The sequence below is a fragment of the Mixta sp. Marseille-Q2659 genome, assembly GCF_940807255.1.
Taxonomy (GTDB): Bacteria; Pseudomonadota; Gammaproteobacteria; order Enterobacterales; family Enterobacteriaceae; genus Mixta.
In genome coordinates, this window is sequence record NZ_CALNWY010000015.1 from 83,287 (window position 1) to 104,492 (window position 21,206).

At 55.2% G+C, this 21,206-nt stretch carries 20 protein-coding genes; 12 read left to right on the top strand and 8 right to left on the bottom strand.

Features of this window, described 5'->3' with window-relative positions; translation table 11 throughout:
• Window positions 1–50 precede the first annotated feature (50 nt).
• Window positions 51–209, top strand: coding sequence for a hypothetical protein (locus P3C52_RS12475; RefSeq protein ID WP_275555311.1), 159 nt, complete (start codon window positions 51–53; stop codon window positions 207–209).
• A gap of 21 nt (window positions 210–230) precedes the next feature.
• Here the strand turns inward: P3C52_RS12475 and mioC are convergent, their stop codons facing one another.
• The 4 genes from mioC to ravA all read right to left on the bottom strand — a co-directional run bounded on the left by mioC (window position 231) and on the right by ravA (window position 4,391).
• Window positions 231–671 (bottom strand): FMN-binding protein MioC, encoded by a 441-nt coding sequence (gene mioC / locus P3C52_RS12480; protein WP_275555312.1) that lies wholly within the window; start codon window positions 669–671, stop codon window positions 231–233.
• A gap of 156 nt (window positions 672–827) precedes the next feature.
• Window positions 828–1,289 (bottom strand): transcriptional regulator AsnC, encoded by a 462-nt coding sequence (gene asnC, locus P3C52_RS12485; RefSeq protein ID WP_275555313.1) that lies wholly within the window; start codon window positions 1,287–1,289, stop codon window positions 828–830.
• 148 nt (window positions 1,290–1,437) lie between these two features.
• Window positions 1,438–2,898, bottom strand: a complete 1,461-nt coding sequence (gene viaA / locus P3C52_RS12490; protein ID WP_275555314.1) for an ATPase RavA stimulator ViaA — start codon at window positions 2,896–2,898, stop codon at window positions 1,438–1,440.
• Window positions 2,895–4,391: an ATPase RavA gene (gene ravA, locus P3C52_RS12495; protein ID WP_275555315.1), complete on the bottom strand. Its 1,497-nt coding sequence runs from the start codon at window positions 4,389–4,391 to the stop codon at window positions 2,895–2,897. The genes viaA and ravA overlap by 4 nt, the downstream gene beginning before the upstream one ends.
• A gap of 264 nt (window positions 4,392–4,655) precedes the next feature.
• On the opposite strand from ravA, the gene kup reads away from it, so the two are divergent.
• Window positions 4,656–6,524 carry a low affinity potassium transporter Kup gene (gene kup, locus P3C52_RS12500; protein ID WP_275555316.1) on the top strand — a complete coding sequence of 623 codons (1,869 nt, stop codon included), beginning with the start codon at window positions 4,656–4,658 and terminating at the stop codon, window positions 6,522–6,524.
• A 183-nt stretch (window positions 6,525–6,707) separates the two neighbouring features.
• Here kup and qseC read toward each other — a convergent pair whose 3' ends face one another.
• Both qseC and qseB read right to left on the bottom strand, forming a co-directional pair.
• Complete coding sequence (qseC, locus tag P3C52_RS12505; protein WP_275555317.1) at window positions 6,708–8,057, bottom strand: quorum sensing histidine kinase QseC; 1,350 nt, start codon at window positions 8,055–8,057, stop codon at window positions 6,708–6,710.
• Complete coding sequence (gene qseB, locus P3C52_RS12510; protein ID WP_275555318.1) at window positions 8,054–8,716, bottom strand: quorum sensing response regulator transcription factor QseB; 663 nt, start codon at window positions 8,714–8,716, stop codon at window positions 8,054–8,056. The genes qseC and qseB overlap by 4 nt, the downstream gene beginning before the upstream one ends.
• Before the next feature lie 190 nt (window positions 8,717–8,906).
• Between qseB and P3C52_RS12515 the strand changes: the two genes are divergently transcribed.
• Window positions 8,907–9,302: a NirD/YgiW/YdeI family stress tolerance protein gene (locus tag P3C52_RS12515; protein ID WP_275555319.1), complete on the top strand. Its 396-nt coding sequence runs from the start codon at window positions 8,907–8,909 to the stop codon at window positions 9,300–9,302.
• Here P3C52_RS12515 and P3C52_RS12520 read toward each other — a convergent pair.
• Complete coding sequence (locus P3C52_RS12520) at window positions 9,299–10,195, bottom strand: LysR family transcriptional regulator (protein ID WP_275555320.1); 897 nt, start codon at window positions 10,193–10,195, stop codon at window positions 9,299–9,301. The two genes, P3C52_RS12515 and P3C52_RS12520, sit on opposite strands and share 4 nt — an antisense overlap.
• A gap of 104 nt (window positions 10,196–10,299) precedes the next feature.
• Between P3C52_RS12520 and budA the strand changes: the two genes are divergently transcribed.
• The 9 genes from budA to rbsR all read left to right on the top strand — a co-directional run bounded on the left by budA (window position 10,300) and on the right by rbsR (window position 19,564).
• Window positions 10,300–11,082 (top strand): acetolactate decarboxylase, encoded by a 783-nt coding sequence (budA, locus tag P3C52_RS12525; protein ID WP_275555321.1) that lies wholly within the window; start codon window positions 10,300–10,302, stop codon window positions 11,080–11,082.
• Between the two features lie 21 nt (window positions 11,083–11,103).
• Complete coding sequence (alsS, locus tag P3C52_RS12530; protein WP_275555322.1) at window positions 11,104–12,780, top strand: acetolactate synthase AlsS; 1,677 nt, start codon at window positions 11,104–11,106, stop codon at window positions 12,778–12,780.
• A gap of 31 nt (window positions 12,781–12,811) precedes the next feature.
• Window positions 12,812–13,585: a (S)-acetoin forming diacetyl reductase gene (locus P3C52_RS12535; RefSeq protein ID WP_275555323.1), complete on the top strand. Its 774-nt coding sequence runs from the start codon at window positions 12,812–12,814 to the stop codon at window positions 13,583–13,585.
• Window positions 13,586–13,754: 169 nt separating this feature from the next.
• Window positions 13,755–14,174, top strand: coding sequence for a D-ribose pyranase (gene rbsD / locus P3C52_RS12540; RefSeq protein ID WP_275555331.1), 420 nt, complete (start codon window positions 13,755–13,757; stop codon window positions 14,172–14,174).
• Between the two features lie 7 nt (window positions 14,175–14,181).
• A complete protein-coding gene (gene rbsA, locus P3C52_RS12545; RefSeq protein ID WP_275555324.1) occupies window positions 14,182–15,693 on the top strand; it encodes a ribose ABC transporter ATP-binding protein RbsA in 1,512 nt (503 codons plus the stop codon).
• Window positions 15,690–16,661, top strand: a complete 972-nt coding sequence (gene rbsC / locus P3C52_RS12550) for a ribose ABC transporter permease (protein ID WP_275555325.1) — start codon at window positions 15,690–15,692, stop codon at window positions 16,659–16,661. The genes rbsA and rbsC overlap by 4 nt, the downstream gene beginning before the upstream one ends.
• Window positions 16,662–16,690: 29 nt before the next feature.
• Window positions 16,691–17,566 carry a ribose ABC transporter substrate-binding protein RbsB gene (gene rbsB / locus P3C52_RS12555; RefSeq protein ID WP_275555332.1) on the top strand — a complete coding sequence of 292 codons (876 nt, stop codon included), beginning with the start codon at window positions 16,691–16,693 and terminating at the stop codon, window positions 17,564–17,566.
• A gap of 61 nt (window positions 17,567–17,627) precedes the next feature.
• Window positions 17,628–18,557 (top strand): ribokinase, encoded by a 930-nt coding sequence (gene rbsK, locus P3C52_RS12560; RefSeq protein ID WP_275555326.1) that lies wholly within the window; start codon window positions 17,628–17,630, stop codon window positions 18,555–18,557.
• A 14-nt stretch (window positions 18,558–18,571) separates the two neighbouring features.
• The gene (rbsR, locus tag P3C52_RS12565) at window positions 18,572–19,564 is read left to right on the top strand and encodes a ribose operon transcriptional repressor RbsR (protein ID WP_275555333.1); all 993 of its coding nucleotides are present in this window, start codon (window positions 18,572–18,574) and stop codon (window positions 19,562–19,564) included.
• On the opposite strand, the gene mdtD is transcribed toward rbsR, so the two are convergent.
• The gene (gene mdtD / locus P3C52_RS12570) at window positions 19,561–20,964 is read right to left on the bottom strand and encodes a multidrug transporter subunit MdtD (RefSeq protein ID WP_275555328.1); all 1,404 of its coding nucleotides are present in this window, start codon (window positions 20,962–20,964) and stop codon (window positions 19,561–19,563) included. The two genes, rbsR and mdtD, sit on opposite strands and share 4 nt — an antisense overlap.
• Window positions 20,965–21,206: the final 242 nt, after the last annotated feature.

Here is a 21,206-nt window from a genome sequence, read left to right on the forward strand (position 1 = left end):
CGCTTGCTGTGAATGATCGGTGATCCTGATCCGTATAAGCTGGGATCTAAATGGCTATTTATCCACAGCTGAAAAAAGCATCACGGGTTGTTCTTGGGATAACTACCGGTTATCAGACCTTATTGAGCATGGTTATCCACAGCTTTGCGGGCAATCCTGATAAAAAAAGAGTGGAAAAAACTGGGGATCCGACGAAAAAAGCGCAGTGATCCCAGCTTTGATCGCACGTTTTAGATCAGCGTACGCCAGTTTTCTAACCAAACCTCGGCTGGATCTTCAGGGATCTCATGTTCGAGGACATCAATTTCCAGCCGATCGCCGATGCGCTGCGCGCCCAGGCCGACCAGCAACTGCTCGAACTGCTTAATAGCTCCGCAGAAAAGATCGTATTCACGATTACCAATGCCCACCGCGCCAAAGCGTAATCCGCTAAGGTCCGGGCGCTGTTGTTCCAGCGCTTCATAAAGCGGCTGTAAATTATCAGGTACTTCGCCAGCGCCGTGCGTTGAGCTAACCACCAGCCACAGCCCCTGAAGAGAAAGCTCGTCCAGTGCCGGACCATGCAGCGTCTCGGTTGAAAAGCCCGCTTCTTCCAGCTTATCCGCCAGATGTTCAGCTACATATTCCGCACTGCCGAGAGTGCTGCCGCTAATAAGGGTAATATCTGCCATTGTGCGATCCTGCAACGCGCCGTCATCAAGAGCGAGCATTGTACGCTGTGATCAGGCTGGGATCTACCTGTGGAAAACAGGGTTATGAATAATGGACGATGGCGTGGATCCGCTTGGCAGACACGGCTCCACGGCTGGGATAAGGTTATGCACAGATCAGGGCTTGATGGTACGCATGATCGGGTTCTGTAACGAGATCAGCGTTTCGGTTGACTGAATTTCATCGATGGTTTGAATCTTGTTAATCAGCACCAGCTGTAAGGCATCGATTGAGCGGCACATTACCTTAATAAAGATGCTGTAGTGGCCGGTGGTATACCAGGCTTCCACCACTTCATCCAGTGCTTCCAGCCTGGCCAGCGCCGCCGGATAGTCGCGCGCGCTTTTTAGAATGATGCCGATAAAACAGCAAACGTCATAACCCAGCTGTTTGGGATCGATCTCAACGCGCGTGCCTTTAATAATCCCGGCCTGGCGCATTTTCTCTACCCGCACATGAATAGTGCCGGGACTGACATTAAACTGCTTGGCCAGTTCAGCGTAGGCGGTACGTGCATTATCCAGCAGCGCGTTAAGAATGCCGCGATCCAGATTATCGAGTTGTAGCGTTTCTGCCACGTTACGCTCCAGGGTCAGCTAACAATAAAGAAGAAAGAAAGCGGCCGGGCGGAATAAAAATGCGTCCGGCAGACCAGACGCATCCTACCGTTGCCGGAAAAGAAAGCAAAGCCAATCGCGGCCGTTACGGTGGCCATCCGCGATACCGCTAACGTTTCCAGCGGCGCAGCAGGCGCTGCTTTATGCCAGTATCGAAGCGCCAGATATGATCGAAGATACGCAGAATACCCGGTTTCCCGTGCGCGGACATGGCGACCGCATGAAAACGCTGTTGCTGGTGTTGTTGCTGCTGTTTCACCGCTTTGATCAGCGTTTCCGACAGCCGCTGAGCAATAAAATCGGAAACGATCACCGCATCGGCATCCTGCCAGGCTTTTCCCTGTAACTGCTGAAGCACGGCGTCCAGGCAGGCGGCAAGATCGGTACCGCCGCGAAAGCGCTGGCTGAGAAAGCGGATCGCCTGCGCAATGCCATCATCCGCCGTCAGCTCATAGCCAATAACGTCATGGGCGAACAGCATAATGTAGCAGCGCCGTTTATCGGCCAGCGCCACTTTCAGTAAGGCGAGACAAAAAGCCTTTGCGCAACGCTCGTTAAAACCACCCATCGAACCGGAAGTATCCACACACACAATAAAGGGGCCGCGTGGACAGGCTTCCTGTTGCTGATGAGTCACCGGACGCTGCGTTATTTTTTCATGCCAGGCTTCGCCCTCAAGTCGATAGGTCAGCAACCGTTTCTCTATCAGCCGCCGGTAAAACTCCAGCTCCAGCTCGCTGATGCCGATGGTGGCCAGTTCGGCAGGCAACAGACGCAGCATATCGTCGCTTTGATGCAGGCCGCTAACCTCTTCCGGCACATTCGCCGGTTCGCGTTCCAGCTGATGAAACGGCTCCAGTGGCGCGTCTTCTGCCGGGACCGCTTTGGCTTCGCGGCTGCGGCCCAGCTGCTGCGCCAGCTTCATTAGTTCCGGCTGACCGGCAAGAAACTCGCTATATTCCACAATCAGCTGATAATCGTCCTGGGTTAAAGAGGCACGGCTCATATCCCACAGGCGACCGGCAGAAGCTTCCTCTTCTTCCGCCAGTAGCGGCGCCAGTTGGCCGCTCAGCGCCATCCGCTGTTGCAGTTCCGCCAGCAGATTTTCCCGCTGCTGCTCCAACAGTTGTTCATTCAGCGTCATGGTTTGTAACGTCAGACTGAGCCGCCAGCGCTGCAGAAAAAGCGTATGCTGCGCGGGCGTCATCTGCTGGCGATCGCTGTTTTCCATCAGCGTGCGCGCCTGTTCAGCGAAAGGTGAAGCCAATTGCTCAAGCTCTGTCAGCAGCGTCGGCAGCGCGGCAGTGAAGGGGGACGAATCGAGCGTTTGATAATGCTGAAACAGATTGAATTCCTGATTCAGCGGCGCAGGCACCAGCGTCGTTTTTAAATGCTCGGCAATTTCCGCCTTCCAGCGCGGAATATCGCACATCAGCGCCTTTTTCATGCCGGGGAATTTTTCGAAAAACAGCACCAGCTGTGGCGAAGCGAGCAGCGCTATCACCAGATCTTCAATCAGATCGGCTTCGCTAATCGACAGCAGTGCGCTGAGCGTATCCAGAGATATCATTGTCTGGCTTGTTTTAGCTGCTCTGCTACATCCTGTAGGCTGTTTTCGATACGGGCCAGCCAGTCATCGCTGATAAACAGACAGCGTTGATACTGAGTAAATAGCGCCCGTTGCGCACGCAGCTGGCTTTCCAGTTCATCCAGTGCGGTGGTGATTTCCGGCGGCAGCGCGCTGTTATGCATATCACCCGGCAGCGCCAGCCGTGTTGACTGCAGGCTAATATCTCGTAGCGCCAGGCAATCGTTATTATCTACCTGTAAATCCAGCGCTTGCGCAAAGCCGATGCCGTTCAGTTTGCCGCGTACCTCGCCACCTTTTTGCAGCCAGTGCTGCAGCGCCTCTTTGGCGATAACCACATGAGTGACCTGCATATCGTGAAGTACCAGCGGTTGTTGCAGCATGAGCGTTAGCGTCTCTGTGTTAAGCGTTGCGGGCAGTTCGTAATGCGCTTTACGGCTAAATATACCGCCATGCTTTTCCAGCCTGATAGCCCGCTCAAGGCTTTGCTGCTGCTGAAGCGCCAGCCGGCGCGCTTTAATGTGCTGAAGCGCGATCAGCATGGGTTGCTGTTGCCACGCCTGTTGAGTGATTAATGCCTCAATTTCCCGATCCAGCAGCTTCATGGATGCGAGATCGTGCCACAGGCAATCTTTTAACAGGATCAGATCCACCGGCGCGATCGCCTGACGTCCGCTGTAAAAGGCGCTGGCCTGAAGCAGATGTATCGCTTTTTTCCAGCGACGATCGGAAATATAGGGCGCATCCGGCAGGATTTCCAGCCGCTGGCGCAGCTGAAAAATCAGCTCAAAAACCGGCTCTGGCAAAGAAACCTGGCTAATGCTGGCCTGCCACTGCTGATACTCTTCATCGCTGATACACAACGCGCTGTCTACTGGATTGGCGTTTTCATCCTGCTGATGAATCAGCATATTGCGAAAGTTATGTTTCTCGTGAACGTTATCCAGCCACAGGCGAATCAACATGCGGTCATACAAGGCTTCCAGTCCGCTATCGGCTTCGGGCAGTTCGTTGGAAGCGGTAACCAGCAGACGCATCGGAATGCGTTCTTCGCAATCGCCGTTGCGGAAACGGCGTTCATTAATGGCGGTCAGTAACGTATTTAAAATGGCCGGCCCTGCTTTCCAGATCTCATCCAGAAAGACAATTTCCGCATCGGGAAGGTAACCTTTGGTAAGCCGCTGATAGCGGCCTTCATCTTTTAACGCCTGAATGGAAAGCGGGCCGAAAACTTCTTCCGGCGTAGAGAAGCGCGTCATCAGGTATTCAAACGCGCGCGCGTGTTGAAAAGCATATTTCAGGCGACGCGCGATCAGGCTTTTGGCGATACCCGGCGGGCCCAGTAAAAATACGCTTTCGCCGCTGAGCGCGGCTAACAGACAAAGGCGAATGGCATGATGTCGCTCATATAAGCCTTTTTCCAACGCATTGCTGAGGCGTGAAATTCTTTCCGCCAGTAAATGTGGTTGAGCCATAATCAGTCAATTATCCTGTTACTACTGCACGCGCATACCTGATTAGCGAGCGCAAACACTACTGGCTATCATGCTTGAAAGCGTTGATAGCCGTCAGCTTTTTTATCGTGAAAGGGTGAAACGGCGCTTTTATTGCCTGATATTGTCAAAAGCCGTCAGCGCTCAGGGGTGGGCTTTTGCGGAAAATTAGGCATACTGTGCGCTTTTTGATGGCCTGAGCGGTACGCAGAGATGCGTCGCCACGCTCTAACAAAAGATGAAATTATGAGCTCTGAAAAGAAGCAGCCGCTTGCCGCGGTAACCCTGGCGGCAATAGGCGTGGTTTACGGGGATATTGGCACCAGTCCGCTTTATACCTTACGTGAGTGCCTTTCCGGGCAGTTCGGTTTTGGCGTAGAGCGCGACGCCGTCTTTGGCTTTTTATCTCTGATTTTTTGGCTGCTGATTCTGGTCGTGTCGCTGAAATACATTAGCTATGTTATGCGCGCCGACAACGCCGGCGAAGGCGGCATTCTGACGCTGATGTCGCTGGCGGGCCGCAATACTGGCGGACGCGCGACGGCCATTTTGGTCATTATGGGCCTGATAGGCGGCAGCTTTTTTTACGGCGAGGTCGTGATTACGCCAGCTATTTCGGTAATGTCAGCGATAGAAGGGCTGGAAATTGCCGCGCCGTCGCTCGATCCCTATATCGTTCCTTTATCAATTACCGTTCTGACGCTGCTGTTTATTATTCAAAAGCACGGTACCGGCATGGTCGGCAAGCTGTTTGCGCCGGTTATGCTGCTGTGGTTTGGCGTGCTGGCCATTCTCGGCGCCCGCAGCATTTTAAATAACCCAGAAGTGCTGCACGCGCTGAATCCTGCCTGGGCGATTCATTTCTTCCTGGAATATAAGCAGGTTTCCTTCTTCGCGCTGGGCTCTGTGGTGCTGGCGATTACCGGCGTCGAAGCGCTGTACGCCGATATGGGACATTTTGGCAAAACACCGATTCGCCTTGCCTGGTTTAGCGTCGTTGTTCCGTCACTGGTGCTGAATTATTTTGGCCAGGGCGCGCTGCTGCTGAAACATCCAGAAGCGATTAAAAACCCCTTCTTCCTGCTGGCGCCGGACTGGGCGCTGATTCCGATGCTGATCCTGGCGACGCTGGCCACGGTTATTGCTTCGCAGGCGGTGATTTCCGGCGTCTTCTCGCTGACGCGCCAGGCGGTTCGCCTGGGATATCTGCCGCCGATGCGCATTATCCATACCTCCGAAGAGGAGTCAGGTCAGATCTATATTCCCGTCATTAACTGGCTGCTCTATTACGCAGTGCTGATTGTCATTATCAGCTTTGAGCATTCCAGTAACCTGGCGGCGGCTTACGGTATCGCCGTCACCGGCACCATGATCCTGACCTCAATTCTGGTTTGTACGGTTGCGATTAAAAACTGGCACTGGAATCGTATGCTGGTGGCGCTGATCCTGGTAGGGCTGCTGTGCATTGATATTCCTCTGTTCTCCGCCAACCTGATTAAGGTTTTCTCCGGCGGCTGGCTGCCGCTCTGCCTGGGGTTAACGATGTTTATCATCATGACCACCTGGAAAAGCGAGCGTTTCCGTCTGCTGCGCCGGATGCATGAGCATGGCAATTCGCTGGAAGCGATGATCAACTCGCTGGAGAAATCACCGCCGGTGCGCGTGCCGGGTACGGCGGTATACATGTCGCGTGCGCTGAATGTGATTCCTTTTGCGCTGCTGCATAACCTTAAACACAACAAAGTCCTGCATGAACGCGTGGTGCTGCTGACGTTACGTACCGAAGATGCGCCTTACGTACATAACGTTCGCCGCGTCACCATTGAGCAGCTCTCGCCGACGTTCTGGCGCGTAGTCGCCAGTTATGGCTGGCGCGAGACGCCGAATATGGAAGAGATTTTCCACCGCTGCGGACTGGAAGGGCTTAACTGCCGCATGACGGAAACCTCCTTCTTTATGTCGCATGAATCGCTGATTATCGGCAAACGGCCCTGGTATCTGCACCTGCGCGGCAAGCTGTTTCTGGCATTGCAGCGTAACGCCCTGCGCGCGCCCGATCAGTTTGAAATTCCGCCGAACCGGGTTATTGAGTTGGGAACGCAGGTTGAAATTTAACGCTGCAGCGTCTGTTTGCGGCTGCCTTCCGGCAGGCTAACGGCCAATGTAAAGCGTGGGAAGGCGGACAAGAGTAACGTCTCCCGGCAAAGGACGCGCCGTCATAAATGGCGCGTTTTACCCTCGGTCTGCACTCTCTGTGCCGGCCTGTTACTGGCTGTTTGCCAACGCTTCCTGCCTTTCTTATGGCAGATCGAAAATTACGCTGAAGCCGCCCTGTGAACGATTCACCAGATGCATTTTCATGCCGTGTATGCTGGCGATATGCCGCACGATGGATAATCCCAGCCCGCTTCCTGATTTTTCCTGCCCCGGCGGGCGATAAAAGCGTTCGCCAATGCGTTGCAGCGCTGCTTCGCTCACGCCAGGTCCATCATCGCTAACCTCCAGCTGATGCGGTCGCAGGATTACCGAGACCGTGCCGCCTGGACGACCATAACGAATCGCATTGTCCAACAGATTGCGCAGCAACAGGGAGAGCAGCAAAGGATGCCCCCGGCAGAGATGTGCTTCACCGCTCTGGTTTTCCAGTCTCAGAATCATCCCGGCCCGCTGCGCTTCCGTATCATGTTCAATAATGGCCTGCTGCAACAGCTCAGTCAGATTGACCGTTTCGCTTTCAGTGAGCGCCCGCTGCGCATCCAGTCGGGAAAGCGTCAAAAGCTGATCCACCAGCCGGGTAGCGCGATGAATACCGGCATCAAGGTTAAGCAGCGCATGCTGGCGCATTTCCGCATCGTCGTGCGCCAGCTGCACCACTTCGCTTTGTACCTTTAGCGCAGCCAGCGGGCTGCGCAATTCATGCGCGGCATCGGAGGTAAAGCAGCGCTCGCGCTGCAGCATTTGGTGAATACGCGAAAACAAACCGTTTAACGCATCGACTATCGGCCTGACTTCAGAGGGCAGCTTGCTGGTGTTGAGCGTTGAGTCATCCTCTGGCGAACGCTGCTGTAGCTGGTGGGCGATCTGCTTTAACGGCGCCAGTTCGCGATGCAACAGCCAAAGCAACAGCACGATCATAACGGGAAGCGCAAACAGCCACGGCAGCAGGGTGCTTTGAACCACGTCGGTTGTCATTTCGTCGCGATATTCCCACTCCTGGCCCACAGCGACCACATACTGTCGGTCGGGCGTATCCAGCCACACAATACGCCAGAGATCGTCATCATCACGCAGCTTGCCGTCGTGAAAACCCCGAACATGAGGCTCAAACAGAAAATCTTTGCCGTTATCGCCATCGTCGAAAATCCGTTTGCCGTCACGGGTAAAAATGGCAAACGCCAGAGCATCATCCTCTTGCGCGCCGCGATGTTCAGTCAGGATCTTTTTGGTTTCAGGCAGGGATGAGCGGCTTAGCTCAGTGGGATCCAGCGCAATCAGGCGCTTTGCGAACAGCATTTGCTGAGTATCAAACAGCTCGTTAATCGTGTGGCGCGCCTGATACCAGGCGCTGACGCTGGCGGCTCCCCAGCATATTGCCGTTAACAGCAAAAAGCCGATGGCTAACCGGGTGCGCAGGCTTAGCCGCTTCATTCCGCAGCTCCCAGCGTATAACCCACGCCATGCACGGTGCGAATGGCGGCGCTGCCGAGCTTCTTACGCAGATGATGAATATGCACTTCCACCGCGTTGCTGGAGACATCCTGTTCCCAGCTATACAGCTTTTCTTCCAGCTGCGCTCGCGTCAGCACCCGCGACGGATTAAGCATAAACAGCTCCAGAAGCGCCAGCTCACGAGGCTTAAGCTCGACAGGTTCATTGTTAAGCATTGCCGTGCGGGCGGCGGGATCGAGCGTCAGCGCGCCGTGCGTCAGCATCGGCTGCAGCTGGCCGTGACGGCGGCGAATCAGCGCCTGCAAGCGAGCCGCAACTTCGCTAAGGGCAAACGGCTTACAGAGATAATCATCCGCGCCCTGCTGCAGCCCTTCTACCCGCTGTGCTACTGCGTCGCGCGCCGTTAATATCAGTACCGGAATATCTTCGCCCCGGTGCCGCCAGCTCCGTAAAATTTCCAGGCCGTCCCGTTGCGGCAACGTAAGATCCAGCACCACGGCGTCATAAGTAACAGCATCCAGTGCCGCCATGCCCTGTTCACCGTCGGTCAGCCAGTCAACGCTGAAGCCCAGCTTTCCCAGCCCGGCTTTAATGCCGTCACCAATCAAACGATCGTCTTCAATTAACAGAATTCGCATAGATACTTCCCTGTTGGCTTCGCTGTCGCCGTTATACGGAAAAAGTGATTCGCTTGTACAGAAGAAGGCGGCAATTGTTGCTGACGAGCCGCAAACTGACAAAAAAGTTGTTTTCCTTAAGATCCTGTTAAGAACCCTGTGCTGTACTTATAAGCGTCTATCCGAGTCATTTACTAAAGAGGGAAATCTGATGAAAAAGCATGCTGCAATGGTTGCGATTCTTGCTCTGTTTACAATGCCGGCATTAGCGGCGCAAACCGGCGGCTTTGTCGATCCGAACGCGCCTGCGACCCAGGTTCAGAAGGGCGGCTTCAAAGGACCGGAAAATGTGGTCACGGTAAAAGAAGCGAAAGAGATGAAGGATGACAGCTGGGTGACCGTACGCGGACATATTGAGAAACGCCTCAGCGATGATGACTATCTGTTCCGCGATGAAACCGGCACGCTTTCCGTAGAAATCGATGACGAAGACTGGAAAGGCCAGAGCGTAGCGCCAGGCGATAAAGTTGAACTGCAAGGCGAACTGGATAAAGCCTTTAACGATGCACAGCTGGAAGTTAAACAGGTGCGTAAAATTAACGGCTAATCCTTCTCGCTCAGCTGCTTTGCCAGCGTCTCCAGCAGATGCTGTAATGTAGGCGAACGATCCCAACGCCGCCAGGCCAGCGCAATATCGGTGGTCAGCGAAGCTTCCAGACAGGGATGAAAACTGACGTTTGGCATGGCAATGCAACTGAGCGATTGCGGCACTAAAGCAAAGCCGAATCCAGCGGCGACCATGCTAATAATGGAAGACAGCTGGGGCGCCTGCGGGCCGGTTTGCGGCTGAAAGCCCGCCCGCACGCAGGCGCTGATAATAGATTCATACAGGCTGGGCGCGATGTCGCGTGGAAACATAACCATTGGCGTATCGCTTAACTGTGATAACGGAATTTGCGGTTGCGCGCTAAGCGGATGGGAATCGTGCAGGACAATCTGCATCTTTTCGCTGGCGATCAGCTTCAGATGAAACGCCTTGCTGGTTTCACAGGGCAGGCGCACAAAAGCGGCGTCCAGCAATCCTTCCTGCAAATCCTGCATCAACGAGGACATACTGGCTTCGCGCGGTAACAGCGTTACCGATGGAAACTGCTGCTGAAAGCTATGCAGCAGGCGAAATATATCCTGATGAAAAGCGACCGAGCTGGCAAATCCCAGCGACAGCTTTCCCGTTACGCCGCGTGCGATCCCTTTCGCTTTCTCCAGTGCATGCCCGGTCAGATCGAGGATCTGGCAAGCGTCCTGATAAAATGCTTCTCCCGCCTCCGTGAGTTCTACACCGCGCGTAAGTCGTTTAAGCAACGGCGTACCAATCTCTCGCTCCAGCCGCAAGATTTGCTGGCTTAGTGGCGGCTGAGAAATGCCCAACAGCTCCGCTGCGCGCGTGAAATTGCGGGTTTGTGCAACGGCAACGAAATAACGCAGATACCGTAGTTCCATATCTAAAACGTCTCAAAGTGAACTGCTTTCTATATTGGATCCTCCCACTGAATCGAGTCAACATATAGTTAATCGGTGTTAACCTTTTATGCAGAGGGAGAATTATGTCACATTCTGTAAGTGATTGTTTATGCGAGAAAGAGCTAACTGAAACCATCAGTAAGCTGCGCACTGAACAACCAGAAAGTGTAATCTATCAGACCTCGCTGATGAGCGCCCTGCTGAGCGGCGTTTATGAAGGTTCAAAGACCATTGCTGACCTGCTGAAAAAAGGCGATTTCGGTCTGGGAACCTTTAACCATCTCGATGGCGAAATGATCGCCTTCAATAGTCAGGTTTATCAGCTGCGCGCCGACGGTAGTGCCAATGCCGCGCAACCGAACCAGCGGACGCCCTTTGCGGTGATGACTTTCTTCCGGCCTCAGTATCAGCATCGTTTTGACGGCGTCGCCGATCGGGATGCGGTGCATGAAATCATTAATCAGCATGTCACCTCAGATAATCAGTTTTGTGCCTTACGTATCGATGGCCGCTTTCGGCTGGTGGAAACGCGCACCGTGCCCTGTCAGCACCGCCCTTATAAACCGATGATGGAAGCGGTTGCCCAGCAGCCTACCTTCCATTTTGAGCAGCGCGACGGCGTGCTGATTGGTTTTCGCACGCCGCAGTATATGCAGGGCATCAACGTGGCGGGCTACCACGAACATTTCATTACTGACGATCGTCAGGGTGGCGGTCACGTTCTTGATTATAGCCTGGAGTCCGGCGTGCTGACCTTCGGCGCCATCAGCAAGCTGGTGGTCGATTTGCCGGAAGATCGTGACTTTTTGCAGGCCAACCTGAATCCGGCCGATCTCGATAGCGCTATTCGCGCCGTAGAAAGCTAACCGCTCGCCAAAGGAGAAATAATGAAAAGCGATATGCAGAAAGAATGGGCGCACGGCGCCGATTTAATTGTCGCCCAGCTGGAGGCGCAGGGCGTGAAACAGGTTTTCGGTATTCCCGGCGCGAAGGTCGATAAAGTTTTCGATTCGCTGGTGGATTCCTCGATTCAGACCATCCCGGTTCGCCATGAAGCCAACGCGGCCTTTATGGCCGCAGCGGTAGGACGCCTGACCGGTAAAGCGGGTGTGGCGCTGGTGACCTCCGGTCCCGGCTGTTCCAACCTGATTACCGGTATGGCGACCGCCACCTCAGAAGGCGATCCGGTGGTCGCGCTGGGCGGCGCGGTGAAACGCGCGGATAGCGCCAAGCTGGTGCATCAGAGCATGGATACCGTCGGCATGTTCCGACCGATCACCAAATATGCAGTAGAAGTCGGCGCGCCGGATGCGCTGGGCGAAATTATCGCCAATGCCTTCCGCTATGCGGAGCTGGGACGTCCGGGCGGGGCATTTATCAGCCTGCCGCAGGATATTGTCGACGGGCCGGTGCGCGGTAATGTGCTGCCACCTGCAGGCGATTTGCTGCTGGGTTCTGCGCCAGACAGCGCCATAAACGCCGTGGCCGATAAGATCGCCAAAGCGAAAAACCCAATTATCCTGCTTGGCCTGATGGCCAGCCAGCCGCAAAACGCGACGGCGCTGCATCGCCTGCTGGAGCGCAGCCATATTCCGGTGACCAGCACCTATCAGGCTGCCGGTGCGGTATCGCAATCTCACTTCTCGCGCTTTGCCGGACGCGTGGGCCTGTTTAATAACCAGGCGGGCGATCGCCTGCTGCGTCAGGCCGATTTAATTATCACCATCGGCTACAGTCCGGTGGAGTATGAACCGGCGAAATGGAACAGCGGTAACGCTGAACTGGTGCATATCGATGTTCTGCATGCGGAAACCGACAACTGCTATCAGCCGGACGTTGAGCTAATTGGTGACATCGCCGCCACGCTGGAAAAACTTGCCGCCCGTATTGAAGCGCCGCTGCACCTGAGCGCGGAGTCGGCGGAAATCCTGAAAGATCGGCAACAGCAGCGCGAACTGCTGGCAATGCGCGGTCATCAGCTGAATCAGTTTGCCCTGCATCCGCTACGTATCGTGCGTGCCATGCAGGACATCATTAACAGCGACGTGACGCTGACCGTGGATATGGGCAGCTTTCATATCTGGATCGCCCGTTACCTTTACAGCTTCCGCGCTCGTCAGATCATGATCTCCAACGGCCAGCAGACCATGGGGGTTGCGCTGCCGTGGGCGATTGGCGCCTGGCTGGTGGATCCGAGCCGTAAAGTGGTTTCGGTTTCCGGCGACGGCGGCTTTATGCAGTCGAGCATGGAGCTGGAAACTGCGGTGCGTCTGGGCGCTAACGTGCTGCACATTATCTGGGTCGATAACGCCTACAACATGGTGGCGATTCAGGAAGAACAGAAATATCAGCGCGTGTCCGGCGTGAAGTTCGGCCCGATTGATTTTAAAGCCTATGCGGAAGCCTTTGGCGCAGCGGGGTTTGCGGTGGAAAGCGCCGATCAGCTGGAGCCAGTGCTGCGTAAGGCGATGGATGTTCAGGGGCCTGCGGTCGTTGCGGTGCCGGTGGATTATGCCGACAACCCCAAATTGATGGGGCAGCTGCATCTGAGCCAGATCCTGTAATCAGGTTTTATCAACTCAGCAAGGAGCAGTTATGGAAAGCAAAGTTGCATTAGTGACCGGTTCCGGTCAGGGCATCGGGAAAGCCATTGCGCTACGGCTGGCGAAGGATGGATTTGCCGTTGCGGTAGTGGATTACAATGCGGAAACGGCGCGTCAGGTTGCCGATGAGATTACGCAGCAGGGCGGCAAAGCCGTCGCGCTGCGGGCGGACGTCTCCGATCGCGAGCAGGTTTTTGCGGCGGTTGAACAGGCGCAACAGCAGCTGGGCGGCTTTGACGTGATTGTTAATAACGCTGGTGTGGCGCCTACAACGCTTATCGAAGATATTACGCCGGAAATCGTTGATAAGGTTTACAACATCAATGTGAAAGGTGTGATTTGGGGCATTCAGGCGGCGGTAAAAGCCTTTAAAGCGCTGGGCCACGGCGGCAAAATCATTAACGCCTCATCCCAGGCCGGCCATGTTGGTAACCCGGAACTGGCGGTCTACAGCTCCAGTAAATTTGCGGTACGCGGCCTGACGCAGACCGCCGCGCGCGATCTGGCGCCGCTGGGCATTACGGTAAACGCTTACTGCCCCGGTATTGTGAAAACGCCGATGTGGGATGAAATCGACCGTCAGGTTTCTGCCGCTGCGGGCCAGCCGCCGGGATACGGCACCGCTGAGTTTGCCAAACGCATTACCCTTGGTCGCCTTTCTGAGCCGGAAGATGTCGCCGCCTGTGTCTCTTTCCTGGCTGGGCCTGATTCTGACTATATGACCGGTCAGGCGCTGCTGATCGATGGCGGTATGGTCTTCAGTTAATCCCTTCTTTGCGGGCCTTTTTCGGCCCGCCTCATCGCTTAAATCAAATTTTTTTCGCAGCGAGCGAAACGTTTCGATAACGATCACAATTCCGTTACCTTCCTGTTGTCTTATTCACCGCTTTTTCTGAGAATCGCGCTCAGCGAAACGTTTCGCCCAGGAGCGCATGATGAAAAAAGGCACCTTACTCAACGCGGATATTTCCGCCGTAGTTTCCCGCCTCGGGCATACCGATAGCCTGACAATTGGCGATGCCGGACTACCGATTCCGGCAGGCCCGCAGCGCATCGATCTGGCTGTCACGCACGGTATTCCCAGCTTCTTGCAGGTGGCGCAGGCCGTCACACATGAAATGCAGGTGGAAAGCGCCGTTATTGCCGATGAGATCCGCAGCCATAATGCGGCGCTCCACGTTGAACTGGTCGCGCTGTTAAAGGCGCTGGAAAAACAACAGGGCAACGTCATCACGATTGATTATGTGCCGCACGAGCAATTCAAAACTTTAACGCAACGCAGCCAGGCCGTGGTTCGCAGCGGGGAATGTACGCCCTACGCGAATATTATCCTGACTGCTGGCGTGACCTTCTGAGGCTGCCATGCAACCGCTACTGCAATTAAAAGGCATCGAAAAGTCCTTTCCGGGCGTGAAGGCGCTTAACGGCGCGTCGCTTTCCGTCTATCCGGGCCGCGTGATGGCGCTGGTGGGTGAAAACGGCGCGGGCAAATCCACCATGATGAAGGTGCTGACCGGCATCTATAGCCGTGACGCCGGATCGCTGCAGTGGCTGGGCGAAGAAACGCATTTCAGCGGGCCAAAAGCATCGCAGGAAGCGGGTATTGGCATTATTCATCAGGAGCTGAACCTGATTCCGCAGCTGTCGATTGCGGAAAATATTTTTCTGGGGCGTGAGTTTACGAAAGGCCTGGGCCGCATTGACTGGAAAAAGATGCATGCTGAAGCCGATGCGCTGTTGAAGCGACTAAACCTGCGGTTTAGCAGCCACCGGCTGGTGGGCGATCTCTCTATTGGCGATCAGCAGATGGTGGAAATCGCCAAGGTGCTGAGCTTTGAGTCAAAAGTGATTGTGATGGATGAGCCGACCGACGCCCTGACCGATACCGAAACCGTATCGCTGTTTCGGGTGATCAATGAGCTTAAAGCGGCGGGCTGCGGCATTGTGTATATCTCCCATCGCATGAAAGAAATTTTTGAAATTTGCGATGACGTAACGGTTTTCCGCGACGGACAGTTTATTGCCGAACGCAGCGTCGATTCGCTGACGGAAGCTTCGCTGATCGAGATGATGGTTGGGCGTAAGCTGGAAGATCAATATCCTCGCCTGGATAAAGCACCGGGCGATGTGTGTCTGGAAGTGAAAAACCTCAGCGGGCCGGGCATCAATAATGTCAGCTTTACGCTGCGCAAAGGTGAGATCCTCGGCGTGTCCGGGCTGATGGGCGCCGGACGTACTGAACTGATGAAGATGCTGTACGGCGCGCTGCCGCGTAGCGCGGGCCAGGTGTTGCTTAATGGCCGCGAACTGGCTATCCGCACGCCACAGGATGGTCTGGCAAACGGCATCGTCTATATCTCGGAAGACCGCAAGCGCGATGGCCTGGTGCTGGGCATGTCGGTAAAAGAAAACATGTCGCTGACCGCGCTGCGCTATTTCAGCAACGGCGGCGGCGCCTTAAAGCACGGCGCCGAGCAGCTGGCGGTCAACGATTTTATACGTCTTTTCAACATTAAAACGCCGGGCATGGATCAAACCATCGGCCTGCTTTCCGGTGGCAACCAGCAGAAAGTCGCCATTGCGCGCGGCCTGATGACGCGGCCCAACGTGCTGATCCTTGATGAGCCGACGCGCGGCGTTGATGTAGGTGCCAAGAAAGAGATTTATCAGCTTATTAACCAGTTCAAAGAAGAAGGGCTGAGCATCATTCTGGTCTCTTCGGAAATGCCGGAAGTGCTGGGCATGAGCGATCGCATTCTGGTTATTCATGAAGGCCGCCTGAGCGGCGAGTTTTCCACTGAACAGGCTACGCAGGAAGTCCTGATGGCCGCCGCCGTTGGCAAGCAACACAGCGAGGAGTTAGCCCATTTATGAGTACGCAAACCTTACCAGCCCGCCGCCGCTGGTTCAGCAAGGCCTGGCTGCTGGAGCAGAAATCGCTGATTGCCCTGATTGTGCTGATTGCAGTGGTTGCCAGCCAAAGCCCGAACTTTTTTACCGTTAATAACCTGTTTAACATTCTGCAGCAGACATCGGTGAACGCCATTATGGCGGTCGGTATGACGCTGGTTATCCTTACCTCCGGCATCGATCTTTCCGTCGGTTCGCTGCTGGCGCTGACCGGCGCGGTGGCCGCGTCGATCGTTGGGCTGGAAGTTAACGCTTTAGTCGCCGTCGCCGCCGCGCTGGGGCTGGGCGCCTTCGTCGGAGCCATCACCGGCACCATTGTCGCCAAAGGCAAAGTGCAGGCCTTTATCGCCACGCTGGTGATGATGCTGCTGCTGCGCGGCGTCACCATGGTTTATACCAACGGCAGTCCGGTCAATACCGGCTTTAGCGATAACGCCGATCTGTTTGGCTGGTTCGGCATCGGCCGTCCGCTGGGCATTCCGACGCCGGTATGGCTGATGGCGATCGTCTTTTTCGCCGCCTGGTACATGCTGCACCATACGCGCCTCGGTCGTTATATCTATGCGCTGGGCGGTAACGAAGCCGCAACGCGTCTGTCGGGCATTAACGTTAATCGCGTCAAAATCATTGTTTACGCGCTGAGCGGTATGCTGGCGGCGCTGGCTGGCACCATCGAAGTGGCGCGTCTTTCCTCGGCGCAGCCGACCGCAGGAACCGGCTATGAGCTGGACGCCATCGCGGCGGTGGTGCTGGGCGGAACCAGCCTGGCCGGCGGCAAGGGCCGTATTATGGGCACGCTGATCGGCGCGCTGATCCTCGGCTTCCTGAATAACGGCCTGAACCTGTTGGGCGTTTCCTCCTACTATCAGATGATCGTCAAAGCAGTGGTGATTTTGTTGGCGGTGCTGGTGGATAACAAAAGCAGTAAATAGCGCTTACCTCTAAGGATATAAAGATGAAAATGAAAAAACTGACGGCACTGGCGGTATTGCTCGGCGCCACGCTTAGCGCCAACGCGCTGGCAAAAGATACTATCGCGCTGGTGGTGTCTACTCTGAATAACCCATTCTTCGTTTCGCTGAAAGATGGCGCACAAAAAGAGGCGGATAAGCTGGGTTACAACCTGGTGGTGTTGGATTCGCAAAATAACCCGGCGAAAGAGCTGGCGAACGTGCAGGATCTGACCGTACGCGGCACCAAACTGCTGCTGATCAACCCGACCGATTCAGATGCGGTCGGCAATGCGGTTAAAATGGCCAACCAGGCGAATATTCCGGTGATTACGCTGGACCGCGTGGCGGCGCAGGGTAAAGTGATCAGCCATGTCGCATCCGATAACCGTTTCGGCGGTAAAATGGTCGGTGACTTTATCGCGAAGAAACTGGGCGATAACGCGAAAATTATCGAGCTGCAGGGCATCGCCGGTACGTCTGCCGCGCGTGAACGCGGTGAAGGCTTTAAGCAGGCGGCCGATGCGCATAAATTCCAGATTCTGGCCAGCCAGCCAGCTGACTTCGATCGCACCAAAGGGTTGAACGTCATGCAGAACCTGCTGACGGCGCATCCGGATGTGCAGGCGGTGTTTGCCCAGAACGATGAAATGGCACTGGGTGCATTACGAGCATTGCAAACTGCCGGCAAATCTGATGTGGTGGTCGTGGGCTTCGACGGCACCGCAGACGGGGTTAAAGCCGTTGAAGGCGGCAAACTGGCCGCGACCGTAGCGCAGATGCCGGAAAAAATTGGTCAAACAGGCGTACAGATCGCTGACAAAGCGTTAAAAGGCGAGAAAGTACAGGCGATCAATCCGGTCGATCTGAAGCTGGTTACCAAATAACAAAGAAAAGCAGGGCAACGCGCCACCGTTCAGGTGGCGCACTTTTCTGGATGAACCCCGAATGACGCAATCCGCTAAACTCGCTGTACTTGGCAGCATCAATGCCGATCATATTTTAAATCTGGCGCAGTTTCCCCGTCCGGGCGAAACGGTGATCGGGAAACAGTATCAGGTCGCTTTTGGCGGCAAAGGAGCAAACCAGGCGGTAGCTGCCGGTCGCAGCGGCGCTGATATTGCGTTTATCGCCTGTGTGGGCGCCGATGATATTGGCGAGCGTATTCGGCAACAGCTGGCCGTCGATCGTATCGATATCTCTTCCGTCTCGGTTATTGAACAGGCTACCACCGGCGTCGCGCTGATCTTCGTTAACGGCGAAGGCGAAAACAGCATTGCGATTCATGCCGGTGCCAATGCCGCGCTGACGCCGGACGTCGTGGCGCAGCATCAACAGGTGATTACCGATGCGTCCGCGCTGCTGATGCAGCTGGAATCCCCGCCGGAAAGCGTACTGGCGGCGGCGAAAATTGCGCATCAGCATCAAACGAAGGTCATCCTCAATCCGGCTCCCGCTGCGCCATTATCCGATGAACTGCTGGCGCTGGTGGATATGATTACGCCCAATGAAACCGAAGCGGAAATGCTGACCGGCATTGCGGTAAAAAACGATGAAGATGCCGCGCGCGCCGCTGCTGTACTGCATGCGAAAGGGATCGGGCAGGTGCTGATTACCCTGGGCAGACGTGGCGTCTGGCTGAGCGAAAACGGTAAAGGCCAGCGTATTCCCGGCTTCCGCGTACAGGCGGTTGATACCATCGCCGCGGGCGATACCTTTAACGGCGCTTTAATTACCGCGCTGTTGGAACAGCAGCCGATGCCGCAGGCGGTGCGTTTCGCCCATGCGGCGGCGGCGATTGCGGTAACACGTCCTGGCGCGCAGCCTTCGGTGCCGTGGCGCGAAGAGATTGACCGCTTTTTGCAGCAGCAGGAGTAAGCGGATTGGCCACGATGAAGGATGTCGCCCGGCTGGCGGGCGTCTCGACCTCAACGGTTTCGCACGTCATTAATAACAACCGTTTTGTCAGCGCTGCGATACGCGAGAAAATCGAAGCGGCGATCCGTGAGTTAAATTATGCGCCGTCAGCGCTGGCGCGCAGCCTGAAGATCAACCAGACGCATACTATCGGCATGTTGCTCACCGCCAGCAGTAACCCCTTTTATGCTGAAGTGGTGCGCGGGGTGGAAAACAGCTGTTATGAGCGCGGTTATAGTCTGGTGCTGTGCAATACCGAAGGTGATGAAGACCGCATGAATCGTAGTCTGGAAACGCTGCTGCAAAAGCGCGTTGATGGTCTGCTGATTATGTGTACGGAAAGCCATCTGCCCTCTGCCGATATCCTGACGCGCTATCCGGGCATCCCGTCCGTCATGATGGACTGGGCACCCTTTGAAGGTGGCAGCGATATTATTCAGGATAATTCGCTGCTCGGTGGCGAGCTGGCGGCTAATTACCTTATTGCGCGCGGCTATACGCGCATTGCCTGTATCGCCGGGCCGCTGGATAAAACGCCGGCGCGGTTGCGTCTGGACGGCTTTAAAAAAGCGATGGCCGCTGCCGGTCTCGCTTTACCGCCGGACTATATTATTGATGGCAATTTTGAATTTCAGGGCGGCTTTAACGGAATGAATGCCCTGCTGGCGTGTAAAACGCGTCCGCAGGCGGTATTTACCAGCAATGATGCAATGGCAGTGGGCGCCTATCATGCGCTTTACCAGGCCGGACTGCGCATCCCGGAAGATATTGCGGTAATGGGTTATGACGATATTGAGCTGGCGCGTTATATGACGCCGCCGCTGACCACTATCCATCAGCCAAAGGATGAGCTGGGCGAACTGGCTATCGATACCTTAATTCATCGCCTGAAATCGCCCGGCGGCAGCCAGCAAAGGCTGGTGCTGACGCCGGAACTGGTTGAGCGTCAATCGGTCGCTCAGCGTTAAGCTTTTTTACGGCGCTTCTCGCGATCGCTAATCAGGTGGCGACCGTCGCCCGGTTTGAGCAGCATAAACACCAGCGCGGACAGAATGGTCACTACGCCCATCGTCAGGAAGGTGGAATGGAACTGCTCAACAGTGGTTCCGCCGAAGTTTTCATAGAAGCGCAACACGGCGGCGCTGACGGCAACGCCAAAGCTGATAGCCAGCTGCTGCGTTACCGCCAGCATACTGTTACCGCTGCTGGCGTTCTCATCAGTTAAATCGGCCAGCGTAATGGTATTCATCGCAGTAAACTGCGTCGACATCGCCATCCCCAACAGGAACAGCGGCAACAGCAGAACGGCGATTTGTTCGCCCGGCGACTGAAGCGCAAAACTGGCGATGAACAGGCCGATAATCATCGTAATCGCAACCAGCGTGGTGCGGTAACCCAGCCGGCGTAAGACGCTGGTAACCGTCGATTTTGCCAGCATCGATCCAATTGCCGTTGGCGCCATCATACAGCCCGCCACAATCGCCGAATAACCAAAGCCGACCTGCAGCATCAGCGGCATTAAAAACGGCACGCAGCCGGTGCCCAGGCGGGAAGCGATATTCCCCAGTATGCCGATAGAAAAGGTACGCGTTTTAAACATCGGTAGCCCTATCAGCGGCGTTGGATGGCGGCGGGCATGGGCAATATAAAGTAGCAACAGCAGGATGCCGGTCAGCAGAACAGCGGCGGCAATGGCGCTGGAAACCACTTTCTCGCCGAATAGCTCAATGCCGCAGGAAAGCAGCACCAGACCAAAACCAAACAGGATAAAGCCCAGCAGATCGAAGCGACGACGCGGCGTGGTGAAGTCCGGCATATATTTACGGGCGTAAACGATGCCGAGAATGCCGATAGGAATATTAATCAAAAAGATCCAGTGCCAGGTGGCGTAAGTCACTAAAACGCCGCCCAGCAAAGGGCCGACAACCGGACCGACCAGGCCCGGCAGCGTCACGAAATTCAATACCGGCAACAGTTCGCTGCGCGGATAGGCGCGCAGTAATGCAAGACGAGCCACCGGCATCATCATGGCTCCGCCAATCCCCTGGATAATACGTGAGATGACCAATACCGTCAGGGTGCCGGACAAGGCGCAAATCAGCGATCCAAAGGTAAAAAGCGAAACGGCAACGATAAAGACTTTACGTGTGCCGTAGCGGTCGGCCAGCCAGCCACTGACCGGAATTAACATCGCGACTGTCAGGGTATAGCTGATCACGGCTGACTGCATGGCGAGCGGAGAACGTTGAAGACTATCGGCAATCGCCGGAAGAGCAGTATTCAGTATGGTTGCATCAAGCGACTGCATGAAAAAGGCCATCGCAGCAATCCAGGGCAAACCGGCCATACTGCGTGCAGATTTGATCATTAAGCATCCTTCTTCTTTTATTGTTAACGCAGCCAAAAAGAAAAGCGGCAGAGAATAGAGAATAGCATCAGGCAAAATTAGGCACTTTGCTAAAAACGGGCTGGAAAATACGGAGCTTGGGCTAAGAAAGCAGCAATGGTAGCGTGCTTTTTCGTCTGTTGTTCAAAAAAGAAACGCTCGGTTATTTTTTTGCAATTAATACTTGTCAGCCCGGAAGAACTCCCTATAATGCGCCTCCACTG